The organism is Pseudooceanicola aquaeponti (assembly GCF_050897975.1).
In the GTDB taxonomy this organism is placed as follows: domain Bacteria; phylum Pseudomonadota; class Alphaproteobacteria; order Rhodobacterales; family Rhodobacteraceae; genus Pseudooceanicola.
On record NZ_JBPAXY010000001.1, the window covers coordinates 466,671 to 486,766 of the forward strand.

General features: G+C 68.4%; 17 protein-coding genes. 9 read left to right on the plus strand and 8 right to left on the minus strand.

The genetic code is table 11. The features are described from left to right. Positions 1-44 precede the first annotated feature (44 nt). From nrdI to nrdF, 3 genes are all read left to right on the plus strand, one after another. Entirely contained in the window at positions 45-461 is a 417-nt protein-coding gene (gene nrdI, locus ACRARE_RS02255) for a class Ib ribonucleoside-diphosphate reductase assembly flavoprotein NrdI (protein ID WP_432654782.1), read from the plus strand. After that, a complete protein-coding gene (nrdE, locus tag ACRARE_RS02260; RefSeq protein ID WP_432654783.1) occupies positions 443-2,575 on the plus strand; it encodes a class 1b ribonucleoside-diphosphate reductase subunit alpha in 2,133 nt (710 codons plus the stop codon). Before nrdI ends, nrdE begins: the two co-directional genes overlap by 19 nt. Positions 2,576-2,785: 210 nt before the next feature. Next, the gene (gene nrdF, locus ACRARE_RS02265; protein ID WP_432654784.1) at positions 2,786-3,760 is read left to right on the plus strand and encodes a class 1b ribonucleoside-diphosphate reductase subunit beta; all 975 of its coding nucleotides are present in this window, start codon (positions 2,786-2,788) and stop codon (positions 3,758-3,760) included. A gap of 67 nt (positions 3,761-3,827) precedes the next feature. Here nrdF and ACRARE_RS02270 read toward each other — a convergent pair whose 3' ends face one another. Next, complete coding sequence (locus tag ACRARE_RS02270) at positions 3,828-5,207, minus strand: SLC13 family permease (RefSeq protein ID WP_432654785.1); 1,380 nt, start codon at positions 5,205-5,207, stop codon at positions 3,828-3,830. Between the two features lie 142 nt (positions 5,208-5,349). On the opposite strand from ACRARE_RS02270, the gene ACRARE_RS02275 reads away from it, so the two are divergent. Further along, positions 5,350-6,177, plus strand: a complete 828-nt coding sequence (locus ACRARE_RS02275) for an AraC family transcriptional regulator (RefSeq protein WP_432654786.1) — start codon at positions 5,350-5,352, stop codon at positions 6,175-6,177. On the opposite strand, the gene ACRARE_RS02280 is transcribed toward ACRARE_RS02275, so the two are convergent. Together ACRARE_RS02280 and ACRARE_RS02285 are read right to left on the minus strand one after the other, a co-directional pair. Then, positions 6,174-8,078 carry an FUSC family protein gene (locus ACRARE_RS02280; protein WP_432654787.1) on the minus strand — a complete coding sequence of 635 codons (1,905 nt, stop codon included), beginning with the start codon at positions 8,076-8,078 and terminating at the stop codon, positions 6,174-6,176. The genes ACRARE_RS02275 and ACRARE_RS02280 overlap by 4 nt on opposite strands. 79 nt (positions 8,079-8,157) lie before the next feature. Continuing rightward, a complete protein-coding gene (locus ACRARE_RS02285; RefSeq protein ID WP_432654788.1) occupies positions 8,158-8,679 on the minus strand; it encodes a MarR family winged helix-turn-helix transcriptional regulator in 522 nt (173 codons plus the stop codon). Positions 8,680-8,913: 234 nt separating this feature from the next. Between ACRARE_RS02285 and ACRARE_RS02290 the strand changes: the two genes are divergently transcribed. The 3 genes from ACRARE_RS02290 to ACRARE_RS02300 all read left to right on the plus strand — a co-directional run bounded on the left by ACRARE_RS02290 (position 8,914) and on the right by ACRARE_RS02300 (position 13,089). Further along, positions 8,914-9,852 (plus strand): helix-turn-helix domain-containing protein, encoded by a 939-nt coding sequence (locus ACRARE_RS02290; protein ID WP_432654789.1) that lies wholly within the window; start codon positions 8,914-8,916, stop codon positions 9,850-9,852. 94 nt (positions 9,853-9,946) lie between these two features. Next, the gene (locus ACRARE_RS02295) at positions 9,947-11,374 is read left to right on the plus strand and encodes an aldehyde dehydrogenase family protein (RefSeq protein ID WP_432654790.1); all 1,428 of its coding nucleotides are present in this window, start codon (positions 9,947-9,949) and stop codon (positions 11,372-11,374) included. 62 nt (positions 11,375-11,436) lie between these two features. Continuing rightward, positions 11,437-13,089: a GMC family oxidoreductase gene (locus tag ACRARE_RS02300; RefSeq protein WP_432654791.1), complete on the plus strand. Its 1,653-nt coding sequence runs from the start codon at positions 11,437-11,439 to the stop codon at positions 13,087-13,089. A gap of 83 nt (positions 13,090-13,172) precedes the next feature. Here the strand turns inward: ACRARE_RS02300 and ACRARE_RS02305 are convergent, their stop codons facing one another. Continuing rightward, positions 13,173-14,831: a GMC family oxidoreductase gene (locus tag ACRARE_RS02305; protein ID WP_432654792.1), complete on the minus strand. Its 1,659-nt coding sequence runs from the start codon at positions 14,829-14,831 to the stop codon at positions 13,173-13,175. A 112-nt stretch (positions 14,832-14,943) separates the two neighbouring features. Further along, a complete protein-coding gene (locus ACRARE_RS02310; RefSeq protein ID WP_432654793.1) occupies positions 14,944-15,675 on the minus strand; it encodes a Crp/Fnr family transcriptional regulator in 732 nt (243 codons plus the stop codon). A gap of 82 nt (positions 15,676-15,757) precedes the next feature. Between ACRARE_RS02310 and ACRARE_RS02315 the strand changes: the two genes are divergently transcribed. Further along, positions 15,758-16,141 carry a hypothetical protein gene (locus ACRARE_RS02315; RefSeq protein WP_432654794.1) on the plus strand — a complete coding sequence of 128 codons (384 nt, stop codon included), beginning with the start codon at positions 15,758-15,760 and terminating at the stop codon, positions 16,139-16,141. 158 nt (positions 16,142-16,299) lie between these two features. Next, positions 16,300-17,034 carry a GntR family transcriptional regulator gene (locus ACRARE_RS02320; RefSeq protein ID WP_432654795.1) on the plus strand — a complete coding sequence of 245 codons (735 nt, stop codon included), beginning with the start codon at positions 16,300-16,302 and terminating at the stop codon, positions 17,032-17,034. Between the two features lie 81 nt (positions 17,035-17,115). On the opposite strand, the gene ACRARE_RS02325 is transcribed toward ACRARE_RS02320, so the two are convergent. The 3 genes from ACRARE_RS02325 to dctP form a co-directional block, all read right to left on the minus strand. Next, entirely contained in the window at positions 17,116-18,429 is a 1,314-nt protein-coding gene (locus ACRARE_RS02325) for a TRAP transporter large permease (protein ID WP_432654796.1), read from the minus strand. Continuing rightward, positions 18,429-18,920: a TRAP transporter small permease gene (locus ACRARE_RS02330; protein ID WP_432654797.1), complete on the minus strand. Its 492-nt coding sequence runs from the start codon at positions 18,918-18,920 to the stop codon at positions 18,429-18,431. The genes ACRARE_RS02325 and ACRARE_RS02330 overlap by 1 nt, the downstream gene beginning before the upstream one ends. A gap of 98 nt (positions 18,921-19,018) precedes the next feature. Then, a complete protein-coding gene (gene dctP / locus ACRARE_RS02335) occupies positions 19,019-20,035 on the minus strand; it encodes a TRAP transporter substrate-binding protein DctP (RefSeq protein WP_432654798.1) in 1,017 nt (338 codons plus the stop codon). Between the last annotated feature and the right edge of the window lie 61 nt (positions 20,036-20,096).

The following is a 20,096-nucleotide window of genomic DNA, read 5'->3' on the forward strand; positions in this document are numbered from 1 at the left end:
GCCGGGGGCGGGCGGTCCAACCGGATCCATCGGGGACGCGGATCATGTCGGGTCTTGTCTATTTCAGCTCTGCCTCGGGCAATACCGTGCGCTTCGTCCGCCAGCTTGGCCTGGCCGCGGCGCGCATCCCGATCTCGCCGAAAGAGGCCCTGCCCGAGCTGCCTGACCGCTATGTGCTGATCTGCCCGACCTATGCCGATGGCGAGGGGCGCGGCGCGGTGCCGAAACAGGTAATCCGCTTTCTCAACGACCCGGCCCGCCGGGCCGGGCTGCGCGGGGTGATCGCCTCGGGCAACCGCAATTTCGGGCGGTTCTACGGCCAGGCGGGCGACATCATCGCCCGCAAGTGCAACGTACCGCTGATGTACAAGTTCGAACTGGCGGGCACAGCCGCCGACATCGCCCGCGTGCAAGACGGGCTGAAGAGTTTCTGGGGGACCGAATGCTTGACGACCGCGTAAGCGAGACGCTCGACTACCACGCATTGAACGCGATGCTGAACCTCTACGACGCCGAGGGGAACATCCGCTTCGATGCCGACCGCAAGGCGGCGCGTCAGTATTTCCTGCAACATGTGAACCAGAACACCGTCTTCTTCCACTCGCTGGACGAGAAGCTGGGCTATCTGGTCGACGAAGGCTACTACGAGGCCGAGGTGCTGGAAGCCTATCCGGCCGAGTTCCTGGCGCGGATCTGGGACGCCGCCTTCAAGAAGAAGTTCCGCTTCCCCACCTTCCTGGGCGCCTTCAAGTATTACACCTCCTACACCCTGAAGACCCGCGACGGGAAACGCTACCTGGAACGCTATGAAGACCGGGTGGTGATGTGCGCGCTGGCGCTCGCACGCGGCGACCAGGCCCTGGCCATGTCCTTCATGGAAGAGATCCTGTCGGGCCGCTTCCAGCCCGCCACGCCCACCTTCCTCAACGCCGGCAAGAAAAGCCGGGGCGAGCTGATCTCCTGCTTCCTGCTGCGGCTCGAAGACAACATGGAAAGCATCGGGCGCAGCATCAACTCGGCGCTGCAACTGTCCAAACGCGGCGGCGGCGTGGCCCTGATGCTGACCAACATCCGCGAGCATGGTGCGCCGATCAAGGGGATCGAGAACCAGTCTTCCGGGGTCATCCCAATCATGAAGCTCTTGGAGGATTCCTTCTCCTACGCCAACCAGCTGGGCGCGCGGCAGGGCGCGGGCGCGGTCTATCTGAACGCCCACCACCCCGATATCCTGCGCTTCCTCGATACCAAGCGCGAGAATGCCGACGAGAAGATCCGCATCAAGACCCTGTCGCTGGGCGTGGTGATCCCCGACGTGACCTTCGAATTGGCCAAGCGCAATGAGCCGATGTACCTCTTCTCGCCCCATGACGTGGAAAAGGTCTATGGCGTGCCCTTCTCCGAGGTTTCCGTCACCGAGAAATACGAGGAGATGGTCGAGGACAAGCGGATCCGCAAGAAGAAGATCAACGCGCGGGACTTCTTCCAGACCCTGGCGGAGATCCAGTTTGAATCGGGCTATCCCTACATCATGTTCGAGGACACGGTGAACCGGATGAACCCGATTGCGGGCCGCATCACCATGTCGAACCTCTGCTCGGAGATCCTGCAGGTGAACGAGGCCTCGACCTTCCGCGAGGATCTCTCCTACGAGCATCTGGGCACCGACATTTCCTGCAACCTGGGCTCGCTGAACATCGCCCGGACCATGGATGGCGGCGACCTGGGCGCCACGGTCGAGGCCGCCATTCGCGCCCTGACGGCGGTGTCGGAAATGTCGGCCATCGACTCCGTGCCCTCGATCCGGCGCGGCAATGACGAAAGTCACGCCATCGGCCTGGGCCAGATGAACCTGCACGGTTTCCTGGCGCGCGAACACATCCACTATGGCAGCCCGGAAGGGATCGAGTTCACCTCGGCCTATTTCGCCGCCGTGGCCTTCCACGCCATCCGCGCCTCCAACGCGCTGGCCCGCGAAAAGGGCCAAAGCTTCAAGGGGTTCGAGACCTCGGACTATGCCAACGGGTCGTTCTTCGAGAAATACGTCACCCGCGACTGGCTGCCCGAAAGCGAGACGGTACGCGAGCTGTTCCGCCGCTTCGGCCACGAGCTGCCCACCCGGGCCGACTGGGCCGAGCTGCGCGACGCGGTGATGCAGGACGGGCTCTACAACCGCAACCTCCAGGCCGTGCCCCCCACGGGCTCGATCAGCTACATCAACAACTCGACCTCCTCGATCCACCCGATCGTGTCGAAGATCGAGATCCGCAAGGAAGGCAAGATCGGCCGCGTCTACTACCCCGCCGCCTTCATGAACAACGAGAACCTGGAGTATTACCGCGACGCCTACGAGATCGGCCCCGAGGCCCTGATCGACACCTATGCCGCGGCCACGGAACATGTGGATCAGGGCCTGTCGCTGACCCTCTTCTTCCCCGCCGAGGCCACGACGCGCGACATCAACCGCGCGCAGATCTATGCCTGGAAGAAGGGCATCAAGACGATCTACTACGTCCGCCTGCGCCAGGCCGCGCTGGAAGGCACCGAGGTCGAGGGCTGCGTGAGCTGCACGCTTTAAGCCGCGGGGCGCTGCCCCGCACCCCGGAGTATTTCCAGCCATCGAATGGAAGCAGGGCGCTCTTTCCCCTATTCGACGGCTGAAAATACTCCGGGGGAGTCTCCGGTACGGAGACGGGGGCAGCGCCCCCTTCCCCGCCCGGGCGCCCTGCGCGCCGGGCCTGAATGTCCCGGACGGCCCCGCGCCGTCCCCGCCGAGAGGATGGGCGAGATGAAAGACGACACACCCCGCATCGCGATTCCGCGCGCGATCAACTGGAACCGCCTGCAGGACGACAAGGACCTGGAGGTCTGGAACCGCCTGACGGTGAACTTCTGGCTGCCCGAGAAGGTGCCGCTGTCCAATGACGTCCCCTCCTGGGGCACCCTGACCCCGGCCGAACAGACCCTGACCATCCGGGTCTTCACCGGGCTGACCCTGCTGGACACGATCCAGAACGCCGTCGGCGCACCGGCGATGATGGGCGATGCAATCACGCCGCATGAAGAGGCCGTGCTGTCCAACGTGGCCTTCATGGAGGCCGTGCACGCGCGCAGCTATTCCTCGATCTTCTCGACGCTCTGTTCCACCAAGGAGGTCGACGAGGCCTTCCGCTGGTCCGAGGAAAACCCGCATCTTCAGGCCAAGGCCCGCGCCGTGCTGGAGACCTACGCGCCAGGCGCCGACCCGCTGAAGCGCAAGATCGCCAGCGTTTTCCTGGAAAGCTTCCTGTTCTACTCGGGCTTCTACCTGCCGATGTACTGGTCCAGCCGCGCCAAGCTGACCAATACCGCCGATCTGATCCGCCTGATCATCCGCGACGAGGCGGTGCATGGCTATTACATCGGCTACAAGTTCCAGCGCGGGCTGGAGACCCAGCCCGAGGCGCGGCGGCAGGAGCTGAAGGACTATGCCTTCGCCCTGCTCTTCGAGCTTTACGAGATCGAAAGCCGCTATACCGAAGAGCTTTACGATGACATCGGCCTGACCGAAGAGGTGAAGGTCTTCCTGCACTACAACGCCAATAAGGCGTTGCAGAACCTGGGCTTCGAGGCCCTGTTCCCACCAGAGGCGGCCGAGGTGAACCCGGCGATCCTGGCCGCGCTCAGCCCCGACAGCGAGAACCACGACTTCTTCTCGGGCTCGGGCTCGTCCTACGTCATCGGTCGCGCCGTGGCGACCGAGGATGAAGACTGGGACTTCTGAAGCCTCATAGGCCGGACTGCAAAAAGGGGCCGCAAGGCCCCTTTTTCACGCACGCCAAAGTGCGGGATCAGAACATCCCCATGACCTGCCACCACAGGAAGTTCAGCGGCAGCAGCGCCACCACCACGATCAGCGCCAGCGACAGGGTCATGCGCAGCAGGTGGCCCAGGCTTTCGCCGGTCAGGCCCATGGCGACGATCAGCGGCCCCGCCTGATAGGGAAAGAGGATGGTCGAGAAGCCCACGACCTGCGTCATCAACACCGTGTCCAGGGAAAGACCCGTCGCCTCGGACAGCTCTGCCGCCAGCGAGGTCAGAACGGCGGGCACCCCGGGAATGGTGGTGAAGACGCCGGTGACCATGGCCAGGCCCGACAGCGACAGGTAGTTCAGGAAATCCTGCCCCTCGGCCAGCGGCAGGGCGGCAGCGGCGGCATGGGCGATCACGTCGCCCAGCCCGCTGTCCTTGACCACCGCCCCCAGGCCCAGGGCCCCCGAGACAAACAGCAGCGTGCCGAAATCGGTCGCCTTGCGGAACTCGGCCGGGCCCATGAAGCCCACGCGCGGCAGCAGCAGCACGATCGAGGCCGCCATGCCGATCCAGGCCGGGCTGATGCCGTGGATCGTGTCGGTCATCCAAAAGCCCAGCGTGGTCAGCAGCACCGCCAGCAGCCAGATCTGACGCCCGGTCTCGCCCGGGGCCTTTTCGGCAGGCGCCTCGGCGGGCAGGACGTCGCAACGCGCCGGGTAAAGGCGGGTGATCAGCCAGACGATGGCCAGCGACTTCAGCAGGCCCAGCACCGGATAGTGCAGCTCCAGATAGCTGGCATAGGCGAAACGCAGGCCATAGACCCGCTCCGCCGTGCCCGCCAGCACCACGTTGGGAATGTTCGACGGCAGCACCGCGTAGCCCGGCATATGGGCGCCAAAGGCGATGGTCAGGGCGATGCCGATGCGCCCGTTCGACCCCTTGTCGAAGCCCAGCCGTTCGGCCAGGGCCATCCCCACGGGCACCAGCACCACCGCGCGCCCCAGGGACGAGGGCATCAGGAAGCCCAGCACCATGGCCAGCCCCATCAGGCCCAGCAGAAGGGCGCCGTAACTGCGGCTGAGGTGCGGGCCGATGGCCAGGGCCAGCCGGTGGCCCAGCCCCGACGAGCGGATCGCCTCGCCGATGACGAAGCCCGAGATGATCAGCCACATCGCCTGCGAGGAAAAGCCCGAGAAGGCGGCCTCGGGCGGGGCCAGATCCAGGATCACCACCCCGGTCAGGAAGGTCAGGCTGGCCAGGTAGCCCGGCACCACGCCGGTCCCCCACAGCGACAGGGTGAACAGCACCAGCCCCAGGGTGCGCGCCTGGCCCGTGGGCAGGCCCAGCGGGTTGGCCAGGGCCAGGGTCAGCGCCAGCAGGGCAATGGCCGCCACAAGGGCGTTCTTGAACAGGGTCATCGGAACCTCGTCTGTGGATCGGCCCCCGAAAGCTGGTCCGGGTCGGCGCGGTGGCGCGCCCGGGCCATGGGGAAAGGTCAGGGGGCATGACCGGCCTGCCCCGGTTCTAGACCGGCGCGCAAAGCGGATCTATATATACATCATGTCCAAGGATGTAGAGTTTCAGCCAATCGACCGCGGCGACGGCCCGGGCCTTCTGCGCGATCCGGCGCGGGCGGTCACCGCCCATGGCCGCCCGATCCGGGCCGGGCGGCAGGTGCTGCCGCATTCCCATCCCCGCGCCCAGCTGATCATGATCCTGTCGGGCGTCATGCGGCTGGAGGCGGGCAGCGATACCTGGATCGTGCCCTCGGGCCATTGTGCCTGGGTGCCGGGCGGGCTGGTCCATTCCCTGAACAGCGAAACCGACATGGAAACGCGCAACGTCTTCATCGACCCCACCCATGCCGCCGCCGCCCGCCCCGAGACGGCCTGCCGTGTGCTGCGGCTGACGCCCCTGCTGCGCGCGATGACCGCGCGGCTGACCGAGGCCGGGCGCGACGGGTCCGCCGCGCCGGAATGGCACCGCCTGGGCCTGGCCCTGATCGACGAGATCGCCCGGCTGGAGGTCAGCGACCTGGGCCTGCCCGGCGGCCGCGACCCGCGGCTGGTGCGTCTGACCCGGCACCTGAACCGCACCCCGGGCGAGACCCGGGGCCTGCCGGAACTGGCGCAACAGATCGCGGGCAGCAGCGAACGCAGCCTGACGCGGCTGTTTCGCGAGGAAACCGGCCTGAGCTATCGCCAATGGCGCCTGCGGCAACGGATGCTGGTGGCCATGCAGGGGCTGGAACGCGGCCAAAGCAGCGCCGAGGTGGCGGCCCAGCTGGGCTATGGCTCGGCCTCGGCCTTCATCGCCGCCTTCCGCCGCACCCTGGGGGCGCCGCCGCAACAGGTGCGGCGCCAGACCCAGGGGGGCGGCGGGGGCTAGGCGGCGCGGGCGCCCGGGCTGGTCAGCGCAGGCGGCAGGCTGGCAAAGGCGGTGGCGGCGCGGGTCATCAGCGCCCCGGTCTCGCCGCCCAGGCGCCGGGCCAGCCGGTCATAGGCGCCCGCCACCCGCTCGGGTCGCTGGGTCAGGGCGCGGCTGCGCGCCAGGGCCAGGGTCACCGCGCGGCGCGCCGAGGGCGACAGGGTGCCCGTCTCGATCAACCGGTGGCACAGGGCCACGGCGCGGCCCAGCTCCATCAGCGCCTCGGCGGCGGCCAAGGCCTCGCCGCGCAGGGGCGCGGAATGCTGGGTCAGGCGCATCAGCCGCAGGATGCGGTGATACATCCGCGCCCGCCAGTGCAGCGCCCGCGCCGCCGCCTCGGGGGCAGCGGCGATGGTCTCGATATCCTCCAGCATGGCGCGGATCAGTGCGGTGGCGCGGCGCCGGGCCGAGGCCGGGAAGATCAGCCGATAGGCCCCGAAGGCCGCCAGCGGCGCCGCCACCACCGCCGCGCCAGAGGCCAGCGCGCCGCCAAAGGTGCCGGTCAGCGGCAGGCCCGGGTGCAACAGCAGCAACATCACCATGTTGTAGTCAAAGGCCACCGCCACCGTGCGCCGGTGCCCCACCAGAAGCGGCCCCAGCAGGATGAAGGGCAGCACCATCAGCACCATCTGCGCCTCGGATCCGGCCAGCGGCCAGACCAGCCAGCGGATCACCAGCGCGCCCAGCACCCCCAGGCATTGGCCCAGGAAGACAAAGCGCATCATCCCCGCCGGGTTCTCGAAGGTGGAAAACAGCGAGGTCATCACCGACAGACCCAGCAGCATATAGCCCAGGGCGGCCCAGCCGGTCAGCATCCACATCAGACCGAAGACCAGCAGCGTGGCACCCGAGCGGATCCCCGCCTGGGCGGCGCCGGGGCGGTCGCGATGCGGGATCACAGGATAGCCCGCCGCCGCGTCTCGGTCGGGGGTGGCCGCATCGGGCGCCTCGGACCAGTCGGCCAGGGCCCGTTGCAGGGCGCCCAGATTGGCCCGCGCCTCGGCCTGGGGCGGCAGGGCCGTCAGACCGGGGCCCAGGGCGCGTGCGGCAGCGGCGGCATCGCCCACGCGCAGGGCGCCGGCGGCGGCCTGAAGGGCGGCGGCGGTGGCCGGGCGCGGCACGGCGGGGCCGGTAAACATCAGCGACATGGCCGACAACAGAAGCGAGCGCGCCGCGCGGCTGCGCGCCCGGGCTCGGGGGTGGCCCGCGCCATGGGGCTCCAGCGCCTCATCCAGCGCGGCAATGCGGCCCAGCAGGGCGGCGTCGGCCTCTGACGCGCCGGTCTCTGCCCGGCGCCCGGCGGCCACATGGGCCAGCAGATCGGCCAGCAGCTCGGCCATGGTGGCGCGCAGATCGGCGCGGTTGGCGACGGGCGTCCACAGCAGGCCCACCAGCGAGGCGGTCAGCACCCCGATCAGCACCGTGGCCAGCCGGTCGGCGCCTAGGGCCAGCACCTGATCGGGGTGGGCGCTGTCCAGCAGGGCCACCATGGCCGCCGTATAGCCCGCCAGCACCGTCCCATAGGCGACAAAGCCCCGTTGCAGGTTGCCGATGGCGGTACAGGCCCCCACCCAGGCGGCCAGCCCGATCACCAGGATAGCCGGATGCAGCTGCATCCCCAGCACCAGCAGCACCCCCATTATGGTCCCGCTCAGGGTGCCCAGAAGGCGAAACAGGCTTTTCTCCAGCAGCTGACCGCGCAGCGGTTGCGCCGCTGCCCAGACGGTCATGCCCGCCCATTGCGGATGTTCCAGGCCCAGGGCCCAGGCCAGCAGGAAGGCGATGCAGACCGCCACGGCGGTCCGGGCGGAAAACAGGGTGCGGGGGGCGTCAAAGCCCAGACGGGTGAGGAAATCGTGCATGAGAGAGGGGCTATCCGGGGTCAAAGGCAGGCAGGACGGCGGGGAGAGGCCGCAGGATCAGAGGCGGCGGCAGCGCGGCCTAGCCGGGGCTCTCGCCCTCGGCGGCGCGCAGCCGGGCGTCGATCCGGCCCAGGTCGGCGCAGAGCCGGTCCAGACTGGCATCGTCCAGATCGGCCAGCAGACGATCCTCCAGCGCGCGGACCCGGGCGCGGATCTGCGCCACCTCGGCCCGGCCCGCCTCGGTCAGCAGCAGGCGCCGGGCGCGGCGGTCGCGCGGATCAGCGGCACGTTCAACCAGGCCGCGCCCTTCCAGGATGTCGATCAGCCGCACCAGCGAGGAGGCATCCAACCCCACGCGCCGCGCCAGATCGACCTGGCTGATGCCGTCGCCGCTTTCGGCCAGGTGGACCAGCGGCGTCCAGGTGGCATCGGTCAGCCCCTCTTGCGCCAGTTGCTGTTCCACGGCCCGGCGCCAGGCGCGGGCCAGGGTGACGAAGAGAAAGCCGAACCGGTCGCGCGCCGGGCGGGTTTCGGGGGGGCGGGTCTGGGCAGCGGCATCATCCGATGCGGCGCCGGGCAAAGAGGCGGGGGACTGGGTCATAACTCATTTGCCATACCAATCATTTTGACTGCAAATCATATCCGCGCATAGGCCCCTTGCCCCCGATGCAACCCATGCCGGGGCGCAACCGGCGCGCGTATCGGTGTGACACCTGCCCAAAGCGCGGTCAAAACCACCCCCCGCGCCACGAAATAGGTGACTTTTCACCCAGCCGCCCCTACCCGCGCCCTGCCTCGCGGGCCTAGGATCGGTGGGTCTAGCCGGAGCCCCCCAATGCGCGACCCCATCGCCGCCCAGGAATTCGCCCATGTCGAGGCCTTTCGCGCCGGGATCAAGTCGATCTGCGGCGCCTATCACGTCGAGCCCAGCCCGCGCGGCCCGGGCTTTGCCGCCCGCGCAGGCCTGGCCCGGGTCGGCGGGCTGGAGATCGCCCGCGTTGCCCTGACCGCCGCCCGCGAGGTGCGCCGTGATGCCCGCGCCATCCGCCGCGACGAGGCCGATCACTTCGTGCTGACCCTGCAACGCCAGGGCGAGGCGCGGATGGTCCAGGGCGAACGGCAGACCACCCTGCGGGCCGGCGACATGTTCCTGTCGGACGCCGCCCTGCCCTCGGTCTTTGCCTTCGGCGGCACGGCGGCGGAACAGCTGTCGGTGCATCTGCCACGCGCCGAGATGACCAGCCGTTTCGGCCCCCTGGTGCGCGGCGGCCTGTCGATCCGGCGCGAGGACAGCCTGGCGGTGGCGATGACGGCCCTGCTGCACCGCGCGCAGGAGGAAACCCCGCCGCAGATCGACGAGGCCTTCCTGTCGCTCGTAGGCGCCTGGTTGCAGGACACCGCGCGCGGCGAGATCCGCCGCGACCCGCGCGCCGACGGCTTGCTGGGTCAGGCCCTGACCCTGATCAACCTGCACTTCCGCGACCCCGATTTCGGCCCCGGCGCCCTGGCGCAGCTGCTGGACGTGGCGCCGCGCCGGTTGCAACGTGCCTTCGCCCCCCTGGGCGAGACCCCGCGCGAACGCATCCTGGCCACCCGGCTGGAGCAGGCGCGCCACCAGCTGGAACGCCGGGGCGGGCGCAATGTCTCGGACGTGGCCTGGGACATGGGCTTTGGCGACCTGTCGCACTTCTACCATGTCTTCCGCGCCCGTTTCGGCCATGCGCCAGGCGCCACGGCCAGCAGTGCCGCCCCCGGCGATCCGGGTGACGCCTGACCCCAATCGGCGCGACGCCTGACCCCAAGACCGCCCGCCGGGCGCGCCCTAGCCTGCTGCCATGAAAGCCCCAGCAGGACAGAGGGAGACAGCCATGTCACTGGATCAGGACACCCCCCACGCCTACCCGATGATCATCGGCGGCCAGCCGGTCACGACCGAGGAGACCTTCGCGGTGACCAACCCCGCCACCGGCGCCGTGGTGGGCCACGCGCCCCAGGGCACCGCCGCCGATCTGGAGGCCGCCGTGGCCGCCGCCCGCGCCGCCTTCCCCGGTTGGGCCGCCACCCCGGATGCCGAGCGCGCCGCCGCCTGCCATGCCATCGCCGCCAAGATGGAAGAGCACGCCGAGGAACTGGCCCGCCTGATCACCCTGGAACAGGGCAAGCCCCTGGGCGGCGTCGGATCGCGGTTCGAAATGGGCGGCGTCAGCGCCTGGAGTAACTACACCGGCACCCTGTCGGCGCCGATGCAGGTGCTGGTGGACAGCGACAAGGAACGGGTCGAGATGCACCGCCCGCCTCTGGGTGTCGTGGCCTCGATCACGCCCTGGAACTGGCCGGTGCTGATCGCCACCTGGCACATCCTGCCCGCCATCCGCACCGGCAACACGGTGGTCGCCAAACCCTCGCCCTACACCCCCCTGTCGACGTTGCGCTTCGTCGCCCTGATGAACGAAGTGCTGCCCGCGGGCGTGGTCAACGTGGTCTGCTCGGATGAAACTGCGGACAACCTGGGCGCCCTGATCTCGGGGCACAGCGGCATCGACAAGATCGTCTTCACCGGCTCTACCGCCACGGGCTGCAAGGTGGCGGCCTCGGCCGCGCCCAACATGACGCGGATGACGCTGGAACTGGGCGGCAACGACGCGGGCATCGTCCTGCCCGATGTGGATCCGGCGGCCATTGCCGAGGGGCTGTTCTGGTCGGCCTTCATCAACATGGGCCAGACCTGCGCCGCGTTGAAACGCCTTTACGTGCATGAGGACGTCCACGATGCCGTCTGCGAGGCCCTCGCCGCCTATGTGAAAAATATCCCCATGGGCGACGGGTTGGACGAGGGCTTGGTCATGGGGCCCATCGCCAACCAGATGCAGTTCGACAAGGTCGCCCGGCTGGTGGCCGATGCGGCGCAGAAAGGCACCGTGCTGACCGGCGGCGCCCCGGGCGAGGGGCTGTTCTTCCCGCTGACGCTGATCTCGGGCCTCGACAACGGCGATGCGCTGGTCGACGAGGAACAGTTCGGCCCCGCCCTGCCGATCATCAAGTACCGCGACCTGGACGAGGTGATCGCCAAGGCCAACGCCGGGCCTGCGGGGCTGGGCGGCTCGGTCTGGTCGGCGGATGTCGAGGCGGCCAAGGCGATCGCCAAGCGGCTGGATTGCGGTACGGTCTGGATCAACCAGCACGGCATGATCCGACCCGATGCCCCCTTCGGCGGGCGCAAGATGTCGGGCGTCGGCGTGGAATTCGGCCAGGAGGGCCTGAACGCCTACACCGACATCCAGACAATCATCGCCTGACGCCTTTCCCCAACAGACCGGGCCCGACACGTCGCGGGCCGGCAGACCAACAGGATCCGAAAATGACCAAGATGGACAAGACCCAGATGGGCATGACCCGGCGCAGCTTCATCGGCCATATGGCCGTGGCCTCGGGCGTCATCACCACCGCCGCCGGCACCCTTGGCGCCTCGCTGAACCCCGCCCATGCCCAGGACGGCACCTTCGACTACGTGATCGTGGGGGCGGGCAGCGCAGGCTGCGTGCTGGCCAACCGGCTGACCGAAGAGGGCAAGACCGTGCTGCTGCTGGAGGCAGGCGGGCCGGATGACACCGACATGATCTGGACCCCGATGCGGGTGATCGAGCTGTGGAATTCGCCCTACGACTGGGCCTATTGGACCGTGCCCCAGGCCCATGCGCAGGACCGTGAGCTGTTCTGGCCGCGCGGCAAGACCCTGGGCGGGTCCTCTTCGCTGAACGGCATGATCTACGTGCGCGGCGCGGCCACCGACTATGACGGTTGGGCGGCCCAGGGCAACGCGGGCTGGAGCTGGGACGAGGTGCTGCCCTACTTCCTGAAATCCGAGGACTATTCGGGCGATCCCTCGCCCATGCACGCCAAGGGCGGGCTGCTGCACGTTACGGCGGAAATCCAGCCGCATGAGATCAACAAGGCCATGGTCGAGGCCGCGGTGCAGGCGGGCCATGCCTACAACCCCGACTGCAACTCGGGCGACCAGATGGGCGTGGGCTTCTGCGATCTGAACACCCGCGACGGCAAGCGCCAGTCCACCGCCGTGGCCTTCCTGCAACCGGCGCTGGAACGGCCGAACCTGACGCTGATGACCAATGCCCGCGTGCATCGGGTGGAAATCGAGGACGGCCGCGCCACCGGCGTGACCTACATGCAGGCAGGCGAGATGCACACCGTGTCGGCCGCATCCGAGGTCATCGTCTGCGGCGGCGCCATCGAAAGCCCGCGCATCCTGATGCTGTCGGGCGTAGGCCCCGCCGATCACCTGGGCGAGATGGGGATCGAGGTGAAACATGCCCTGCCCGGAGTCGGGCAGAACCTGCACGATCACACCCTGCTGCCCGTCACCTGGGAGGCCGAGGGCCAGGTGCCCCCGCCGCCGCATATGGGCATGACGCCGCTGCACACGCATCTCTTCGCCAAGTCCTCGCCGGATCTGCCGGAACCCGACATGCAGCCCCTGGGCCTCTTCGGCCCCTATTACGCCCCCGAGCAGGACGCCAGTGTCACCAACGCCTTCACCTTCAACGCGGGCGGCGTGAAACCCACCTCGCGCGGCGAGGTCCGCCTGTCGTCGGCCGATCCCGAAGACCGGGTGCTGCTGGATCCCAACGTGCTGGCCACCCAGTATGACGTCGACACCCTGGTCGCCTGCGTGAAGATGATCCGCGAGATCGCCGAACAGCCCGCCCTGTCGAAATGGATCAAGCGCGAGATCTACCCCGGCCCCGAGGCCCAGACCGACGCAGAGCTGGCCGATTATGCCCGTTCGGCGGTGATGAGCTATCACCACCAGTGCGGCACCTGCAAAATGGGCAGCGACGAGATGGCCGTGGTCGATGCGGAATTGAAGGTGCATGGGGTCGCGGGGCTGCGCGTGGTCGATGCCTCGATCATGCCCTTTGTCACCACCGGCAACACCAATGCCCCGGTCATCATGATCGCCGAAAAGGCCGCCGACATGATCAAGGGCGCCTGAGGCGCAACGCCCAGAACAGACAGGGGGCCGGGCGGCGGAATGCGGCCCGGCCCCTTCGCTTGCCTGATCTGTTCCGGCCCGGCTCAGGAGGCGCGGGCGGCCTCTTGCCCGGCGCGCTCGTCCTCGCCCCGGGCAGCGGCCAGGATCATGGCGGCGGCGCGTTCGGCGATCATGATCGTCGGCGCGTTGGTATTGCCCGAAATCAGCGTCGGCATGACGCTGGCATCCACCACCCTCAGCCCCTCCAGCCCATGCACCCGCAGTTGCGGGTCGACCACGGCGCCTTCGTCCACCCCCATGCGGCAGGTGCCCACGGGGTGATAGATGGTGTCGGCCCGGGCGCGGATGTGCCGCTCCCACTCGGCATCGGTCATGTCGTCGACCACCCCGTGCAGCTCGCGGTCGCGATAGGGGGCCAGGGGCGCGCCCAGCATCAGCCGCCGCGCCTGGCGGGCGCCTGCGATCAACAGGTCCAGATCGCGGCGGTCCGACAGATAGGCCGGGTCGATCAGCGGATCGGCCAACGGATCGCCCGAGGCCAGGCCGACCTGCCCGCGCGAGAAGGGGCGCAACACGCAGACATGGCAGGAGAAGCCATGCCCCATGTGCAGCCGCCGGGCGTGGTCATCCACTACCGAGATGACGAAATGCAATTGCAGATCCGGCCGGTCCACCTGCGGGCTCGACCGGAAGAAGGCCGCCCCTTCGGCAAAGGGCGTGGCCACCATCGAGCGCCCGTCGCGGCGCCAGCGCGCCAGGTGGCGCAGCAGCTGGCCCGTGGCGCGCAGCCCGATGCCGAAATTGTCGGTGTCGCGGCTTTTCCAGGCCAGGATGAAATCCAGGTGGTCCTGCAGGTTCTGCCCCACCCCCGACAGCTCGTGCCGCATCTCGATGCCATGCGGGGTAATGTCCTCGGGACGGCCGATGCCCGACAGTTGCAGAAGCTGGGGCGAGCCGAAGGCACCGCCCGCCACGATCACCTCGCGCCGGGCGCGGATCTGCTGCACCCGCCGCCCGCGCCGGATCTCGACCCCGGTCGCGCGGTGCCCCTCCAGCAGGATCCGCTGGGCCCGGGCGCCGGTCAGCACCGTCAGATTGGCGCGCTGCCCCATCACCGGATGCAGATAGGCGGCCGCCGCCGAGCAGCGCTCGCCATTGCGGGCCGGGTCGTGGAACTGGGTCACCTGGAAAAGGCCGATCCCCTCATTATCGCCGGTGTTGAAATCGGCACGCTCGCGCAGCTGAAGCTCTTGCCCCGCAGCGACAAAGGCCCGGGTGATCGGGCGCGGCGCCTTCTGGTGCGACACCTGCAAGGGCCCGTCGCCGCCGTGAAAGGCATTGGCCCCGTCCTCGTGCCCCTCGGCCTGGCGGAACCAGGGCAATACACTGTCCCAGTCCCAGCCGTCGCAGCCCAGATCGGCCCAGCCGTCGTAATCCTGCCGCTGGCCGCGCACGTAAAGCATGGCGTTGATCGCCGAGGATCCGCCCAGGGCGCGCCCGCGCGGCTGGTAGCCGCGCCGCCCGTTCAGCCCGGGCTGCGGCACGGTATGAAACGCCCAGTTGTTGATCTTGCCATAGCCCGGCAGCATGGCCACCGCCCCGGCGGGCATCCGCACCAGGATCCCGTCGCCGCGCCCGCCCGCCTCGATCAGGCAGACGCTCAGCTCTGGATCCTCGGACAGGCGCGCAGCCAGCGTCGCCCCCGCCGAGCCGCCGCCCGCGATCACGTAATCGAATTCCATTGGTCCCTCCCACAACGCCCGCCCCCTCCCCGGGCAGACCTCGGAAGGATCTTGGCGCATTCACCGCGCGCCGTCGATAACCGTATGGCAAGGCGACGGAACGTCGGGCGGGTCAGATCAGCGGGCGCTGGACCAGGGGCCGGTCGCGCTCCACCCCCGCCAGGGCGCAAAGCGCGGCCTCGTCGAGAATCCGCAGACGCCCGTCGCGCCAGTCGGCCAGGCCGCGTTCGCGCAGCTTTTTCAAGGTCTTGTTGGTATGCACCAGCGACAGGCCCAGGGCATCCGCCAGGTCCTGCTGCCGATAGGGCAGCGGCATCGCACCCTCGGCCAGCAACCCCAGGGCCTCGGCCCGGTCCCACAGGCGCAGGAAGGCGCGGGCGATCCGCTCTTCGGCGCTCATCTGGCCCAGCATGGCCAGGCTTTCGCCCAGGAACCGTTCCTCGACCGCCGCCAGCCAGGTCAGGTCATAGGCCCGTTCTGGATGGTCACGGAACAATCGCCACAGGCCCGATCGGTTGAAGACACACAGCCGCATCTTCGTCGTCGCCTCGACCGTATGGTGCATCTGCTGCATCACCCCGGCCTGCAATCCGATGAAATCCCCGGGCAGGACAAAGTTGATCACCTGCCGCTCTCCGCCCTCCAGCGTCTTGTAGCGCAGGCCCTGTCCGTCCAGCACTGTATACAGGTGCGGGGCATTCGCCCCCTCCATCATCAGCTGCGCGCCCGGTTCGACCTCAAGCTCGCCGGTCTTGAAGCTGCGCATGAAGGCGACCTCGCGTTCGCTCATGGGATCGAACAGCGGGCGGGGGCGCAGGGGACAGTTACGGCAATCGGTTGCCATGGCAGAAATCCTCGGGTGCTATGTCACAGTTTAATGCGCCTGCGTCCGGTTTGTTCCACTGGGGACGAAAGGAGGGCCCATCATGACCCCAACGACCGAGCTGGCCCGGGCGAAAGATCTGCCGGTCTACCTGGTGCTGGAGGGCGATCTGCTGGTCGCCACAGACATATCCGACGCGCTGTCGGCCCGTGGCCCCTGCCGGGTGGTGCATGTGACCACCCCCGAAGAGGTCGCCGCCGCCATTGCCACCGAGCCGGTGCTGGCCGCCGCCTTCGTGGAAATGCGCCTGGCCGCCCTGCGCGAGGCCGGGCTGGCCGAGGCGCTGGCGGCACGCGGGGCGCAGATGATCCTGACCACCGGCGAGGCCGACCTGGAGGCGGTTCTGGCCCTTGGCTGGTTCATGCTGCTGCGCCCCTTCAGCGACGAGATGATCCGCGCCGTCCTGCCCGCCCAACCGGCCCTCTAGGCGGGGCCGCCCGCCCCCCTGCCCGGCCCGGCCCATTGGCGCCTCCTTGGGTCGCCCGGGGCGCGGGCAACAGGGCGCAATCTTTCGAAAATATCCTCTTTCGCATTCCACCCGTCGCGCCCGCCGGTTACTCTGCCCGGACAGCAAGGGAGGCCCGCATGGCGTCTGAAAACGTGACGGATCGAGAAACCGACCAGACCCTCGGGCAGCTGGCCTATGACCGGATTCGTTCGGACATCCTGAAGGGGCATTTCGAACCCGGCAGCCCCCTGCGCCTGCAAGCGCTGAAGGACCGCTACGGGTTCAGTTTCTCGCCCCTGCGCGAGGCGCTGAACCGGCTGCAAAGCGAACAGCTGGTGGTGTCCTATGCGGCGCGCGGCTTCCGCGTGACCGAGATCTCGCTGGAAGAGATGTGGGATGCCATCGACACCCGCATCCTGATCGACTGCGAGGCCTTCCGCCGCTCGATCCGCCAGGGCGACGACGATTGGGAAGCCCGGGTGATGGGATCCTTCCACGCCCTGTCCCGCGCCTTCGAGCGCAACATGGAGCTGGGCGATGCGGTGACCGAGGACCAGGTCAGCCAGCTGGAGGACCGCCACCGCGCCTATCACGGCGCCCTGGTCAGTGCCAGCGGGTCGAACTGGATGCGGGTCTTCTCGACCCAGCTGTACAACCAGACACAACGCTACCGCTGGCCCTATTTCACCACCCAGGGCGGCAATGTCTTTCTGAAGAAATCCTACCTGGCCGAGCATCGCGAGATCGCCGAGACCGCCGTAGCCCGGAAGGAAGAGGAGGCCGTGGCGCTGATGGCCAAGGGGTTCCGCCGCACCGGCGAGATCATCGAAGAGCTGTTGAAGGGCGGCGGCACCCTGGGCCGCAATCCCTGAAGCTGGGCCCCGCCCCAAAGGAAAAGGCCCGCGCAACCGGCGGGCCTTTGTCGTTTTCGGGGGCCTGGCCGGGCCTCTGCCCTAGCGGATCATGCCCGGCAGCCAGGTCGCCAGCCCGGGCCAGAAGACCAGCGCCAGGATCAGCAGGATCGAACAGGCCAGATAGGGCATCACCGCGCGGGCGATCTGGCCCAGGGTCGTCCCCTTGGGCGCCACCCCCGCCATGACGAAGAGCAGCAGGCCGAAGGGCGGCGTGGCCAGGCTCATCTCCAGCGCCAACAGCAGGACAACGCCGAACCACACCGGGTCGATCCCGTACATCTGGGTCAGCGGCATGAAGATCGGCAGGGTCAGCATCATGATCGACAGCTGATCCATGAACATCCCCAGCACCAGCAGCACCGCCAGCATCGCCGCCAGCATCCCGTAATGGCCCAGGTCGAACCCGGTCGCGAAAGAGATCATGCCCGAGGAGGCCCCCGAGAAGGCCAGCAGCTGCGAGAAGGTGGTCGAGCCGATGATGATCATCAGCATCATCCCCGAAACCTTCAGCGTGCCCATCATCGCCTTGACCAGCACCGCGACCGACAGCTTGCCGTAGCACAGCGCCAGCACCCCCACCGAAACCGCGCCGAAGGCCGCCGATTCCGTGGGCGTGGCCCAGCCCAGCAGGATCAGCCCGATGACCGAGAAGACCACAAGGCTCATCGGCAGGACGTTCACCGCCAGGGTGCGCAGGATGGTTTTCAGCGGCGGGCGTTCGACGTCGTAGGAGGGCGCGGCGTCCGGGTCCAGCGCGATCGAGATACGGATGACGGCGACGTAAAGCGCCATCAGGATCAGCCCGGGGATCAGCCCGGCAATCAGCAGCCCGCCCACGTCGATCCGCGCCAGCGAGCCCAGCAGGACCGCCAGCGACGAGGGCGGGACGATCATCGCCACGCCCCCGGTGGCAATGATCGGCCCCATGATCAGATGCGGCTTGTAGCCCCGGCGCAGCATGTCGGGCATCAGGGTCGAGCCCAGCATCGCCGTATTGGCCATGGACGAGCCCGACAGCGTGGCAAACAGCGTGCCACCGCCCACGGTCATGTAGCTGAGCCGCCCACGCAGGCGGCCGAAACACATATCCAGCGCGTCGAAGACCCGCACCGCAAGGCCGGTGTGGAACAGCAGCTCACCCATGATGGTGAACAGCGGCACCGGCACCAGCGAGAAGGTGGTGACGGAATCAGTGGCATTGGCGACCAGCTGGTCGATGCCGCCGAAGCCGCCCATGAAGACCAGCACCCCCAGGGTGTTGATTGCCAGAAAGGCGATGGCCACGGGCATCCCGAGGAACATCAGAAACAGCAGGCCGCCCAGCAGAAGGGCGGTGGCGGAATACCACTCCATCACGCGCCCCCCGCCGAGCCGGTATAGACCCGGCCCCGCAGCGCCAGGCGCGCGAACTCGACCGCCGTCAGCGCCAGGCCCAGCGACAGCCAGGCGTAAAGCAGCCAGCCCGGCAGGGTGACCGAGCGCATGTCCATGTTCCCCGCCGCGTAGCGGTCCCAGCCCACGGCGGCGGCGCGCCAGGCCAGGACGGCCAGCACCACCACCGACAGGATCTGCACCGCCATGGCGACGGCGAAACACAGCCGCGTCGGCAGCATCGAGGTAAAGGCGGTGATCGCCACATGCCCGTTCTCGCGCACCAGCCAGGGGGCGGCGCAAAGGGTGGAATACAGCATGGCATATTCCGAAAGCGCGCTGGTCGATTGGAACGGGCGGTGCCCGTTGTTGCGCAGCACCACGTCCACCACGATCAGCAGCGTGATCCCGAGAAGCGCAAGCGCCCCGGTGCCCGCCAGCAGGGTGATGGCACGATCGTAAAGCCTGGCCATGGGTCTGGATGTCCTGTCTTGAAAGAGGTCGGGGGCGCCGCCTGGGCGCCCCCCGTCAGGATCGGCTCAGCAGGGGCCGGTCCTGCCTGGCAAAGGCGTCAGTCCTGGTAGAAGGCGGCGCGCAGGGCGTCGTAATGCGCGCTGCCCGAGGCCTGAAGCCGTGCCCAGGCAGAGCCATAGGCGCCGTCGAGATAGGCCTGGGCGGCGTCGCCCTCCAGGGTGATGACCTCGATCCCGCCCTCTTGCACCGCCGCGTCGGTTTCCGCCGTCACGGTGGCCAGGCGGTCGCGCGAGCCGAGTTCGTAGTTCAGGGCGGCGGCGTCGATGATCGCGCGCGCCTCGTCGCTGAGGCCGGCGTAGCTGTCGGGGTTCATCACGATCACCAGGTCGGTGTTGAAGAAGCCCGGATCAATGCGGTATTTCAGGTACTTGTCCCAGGACATATCGGTGACGCCCGCGACCGGCCAGCCGATGCCGTCGAAGGTGCCACGCTCCAGCCCGGTGTAGACCTCGGGCACGGGGGCCGAGACCGGCACGGCGCCCAGGCTTTCGAAGAAGGCCTGATAGATCGGCTGCGAACGCAGGCGGGCGCCGTTCATGTCGACGCTGCCGTCCTCGCCCACGCTGGGCGCGTCGACCGACCAGATGTGGAATTGCAGGCCGGACTGGCCCAGGGCCATAAGGCGCACGCCCAGACGCTCTTGCAGGATCTCCTGCATCAGGTCGAAGCCGCCGCTTTCGCGCGCCGCCTCGGGCGTCACGTTGGAACCGACCAGGGCGTCGATCTCGGGCGCCGAGCCCAGGTGATAGGTGGCGGGGCCATACTGGATGTCGACGATGCCGCGTTCCACCGCGTCCACCTGCTGGGTCGGCGGAAAGACCTCGGGGCCGCCCATCATCTGGATCTGCACCACGCCTTCGCCGGTCTCGTTCACCTCTTCGACGAAGTTCAGGAAATCCTGGGTCCAGAACATCGGCACGGGGAAGGCGCTGACGGCTTTCAGCACCTCTTCGGCCTGGGCGGTTCCGGCCTGAAGGCCAAGGGCGGTCAGGGCGGCCAGGGCCAGGCGCCCGGCGGGGCGGGCGACGGTCTGTCGGCGGCTGTCTTGGGTCATGAGGGTCTCTTTCCTGTTGGGTAAGGCGCCGGTTGTCCGGCTTTTTGCCCCTGACCCGGCG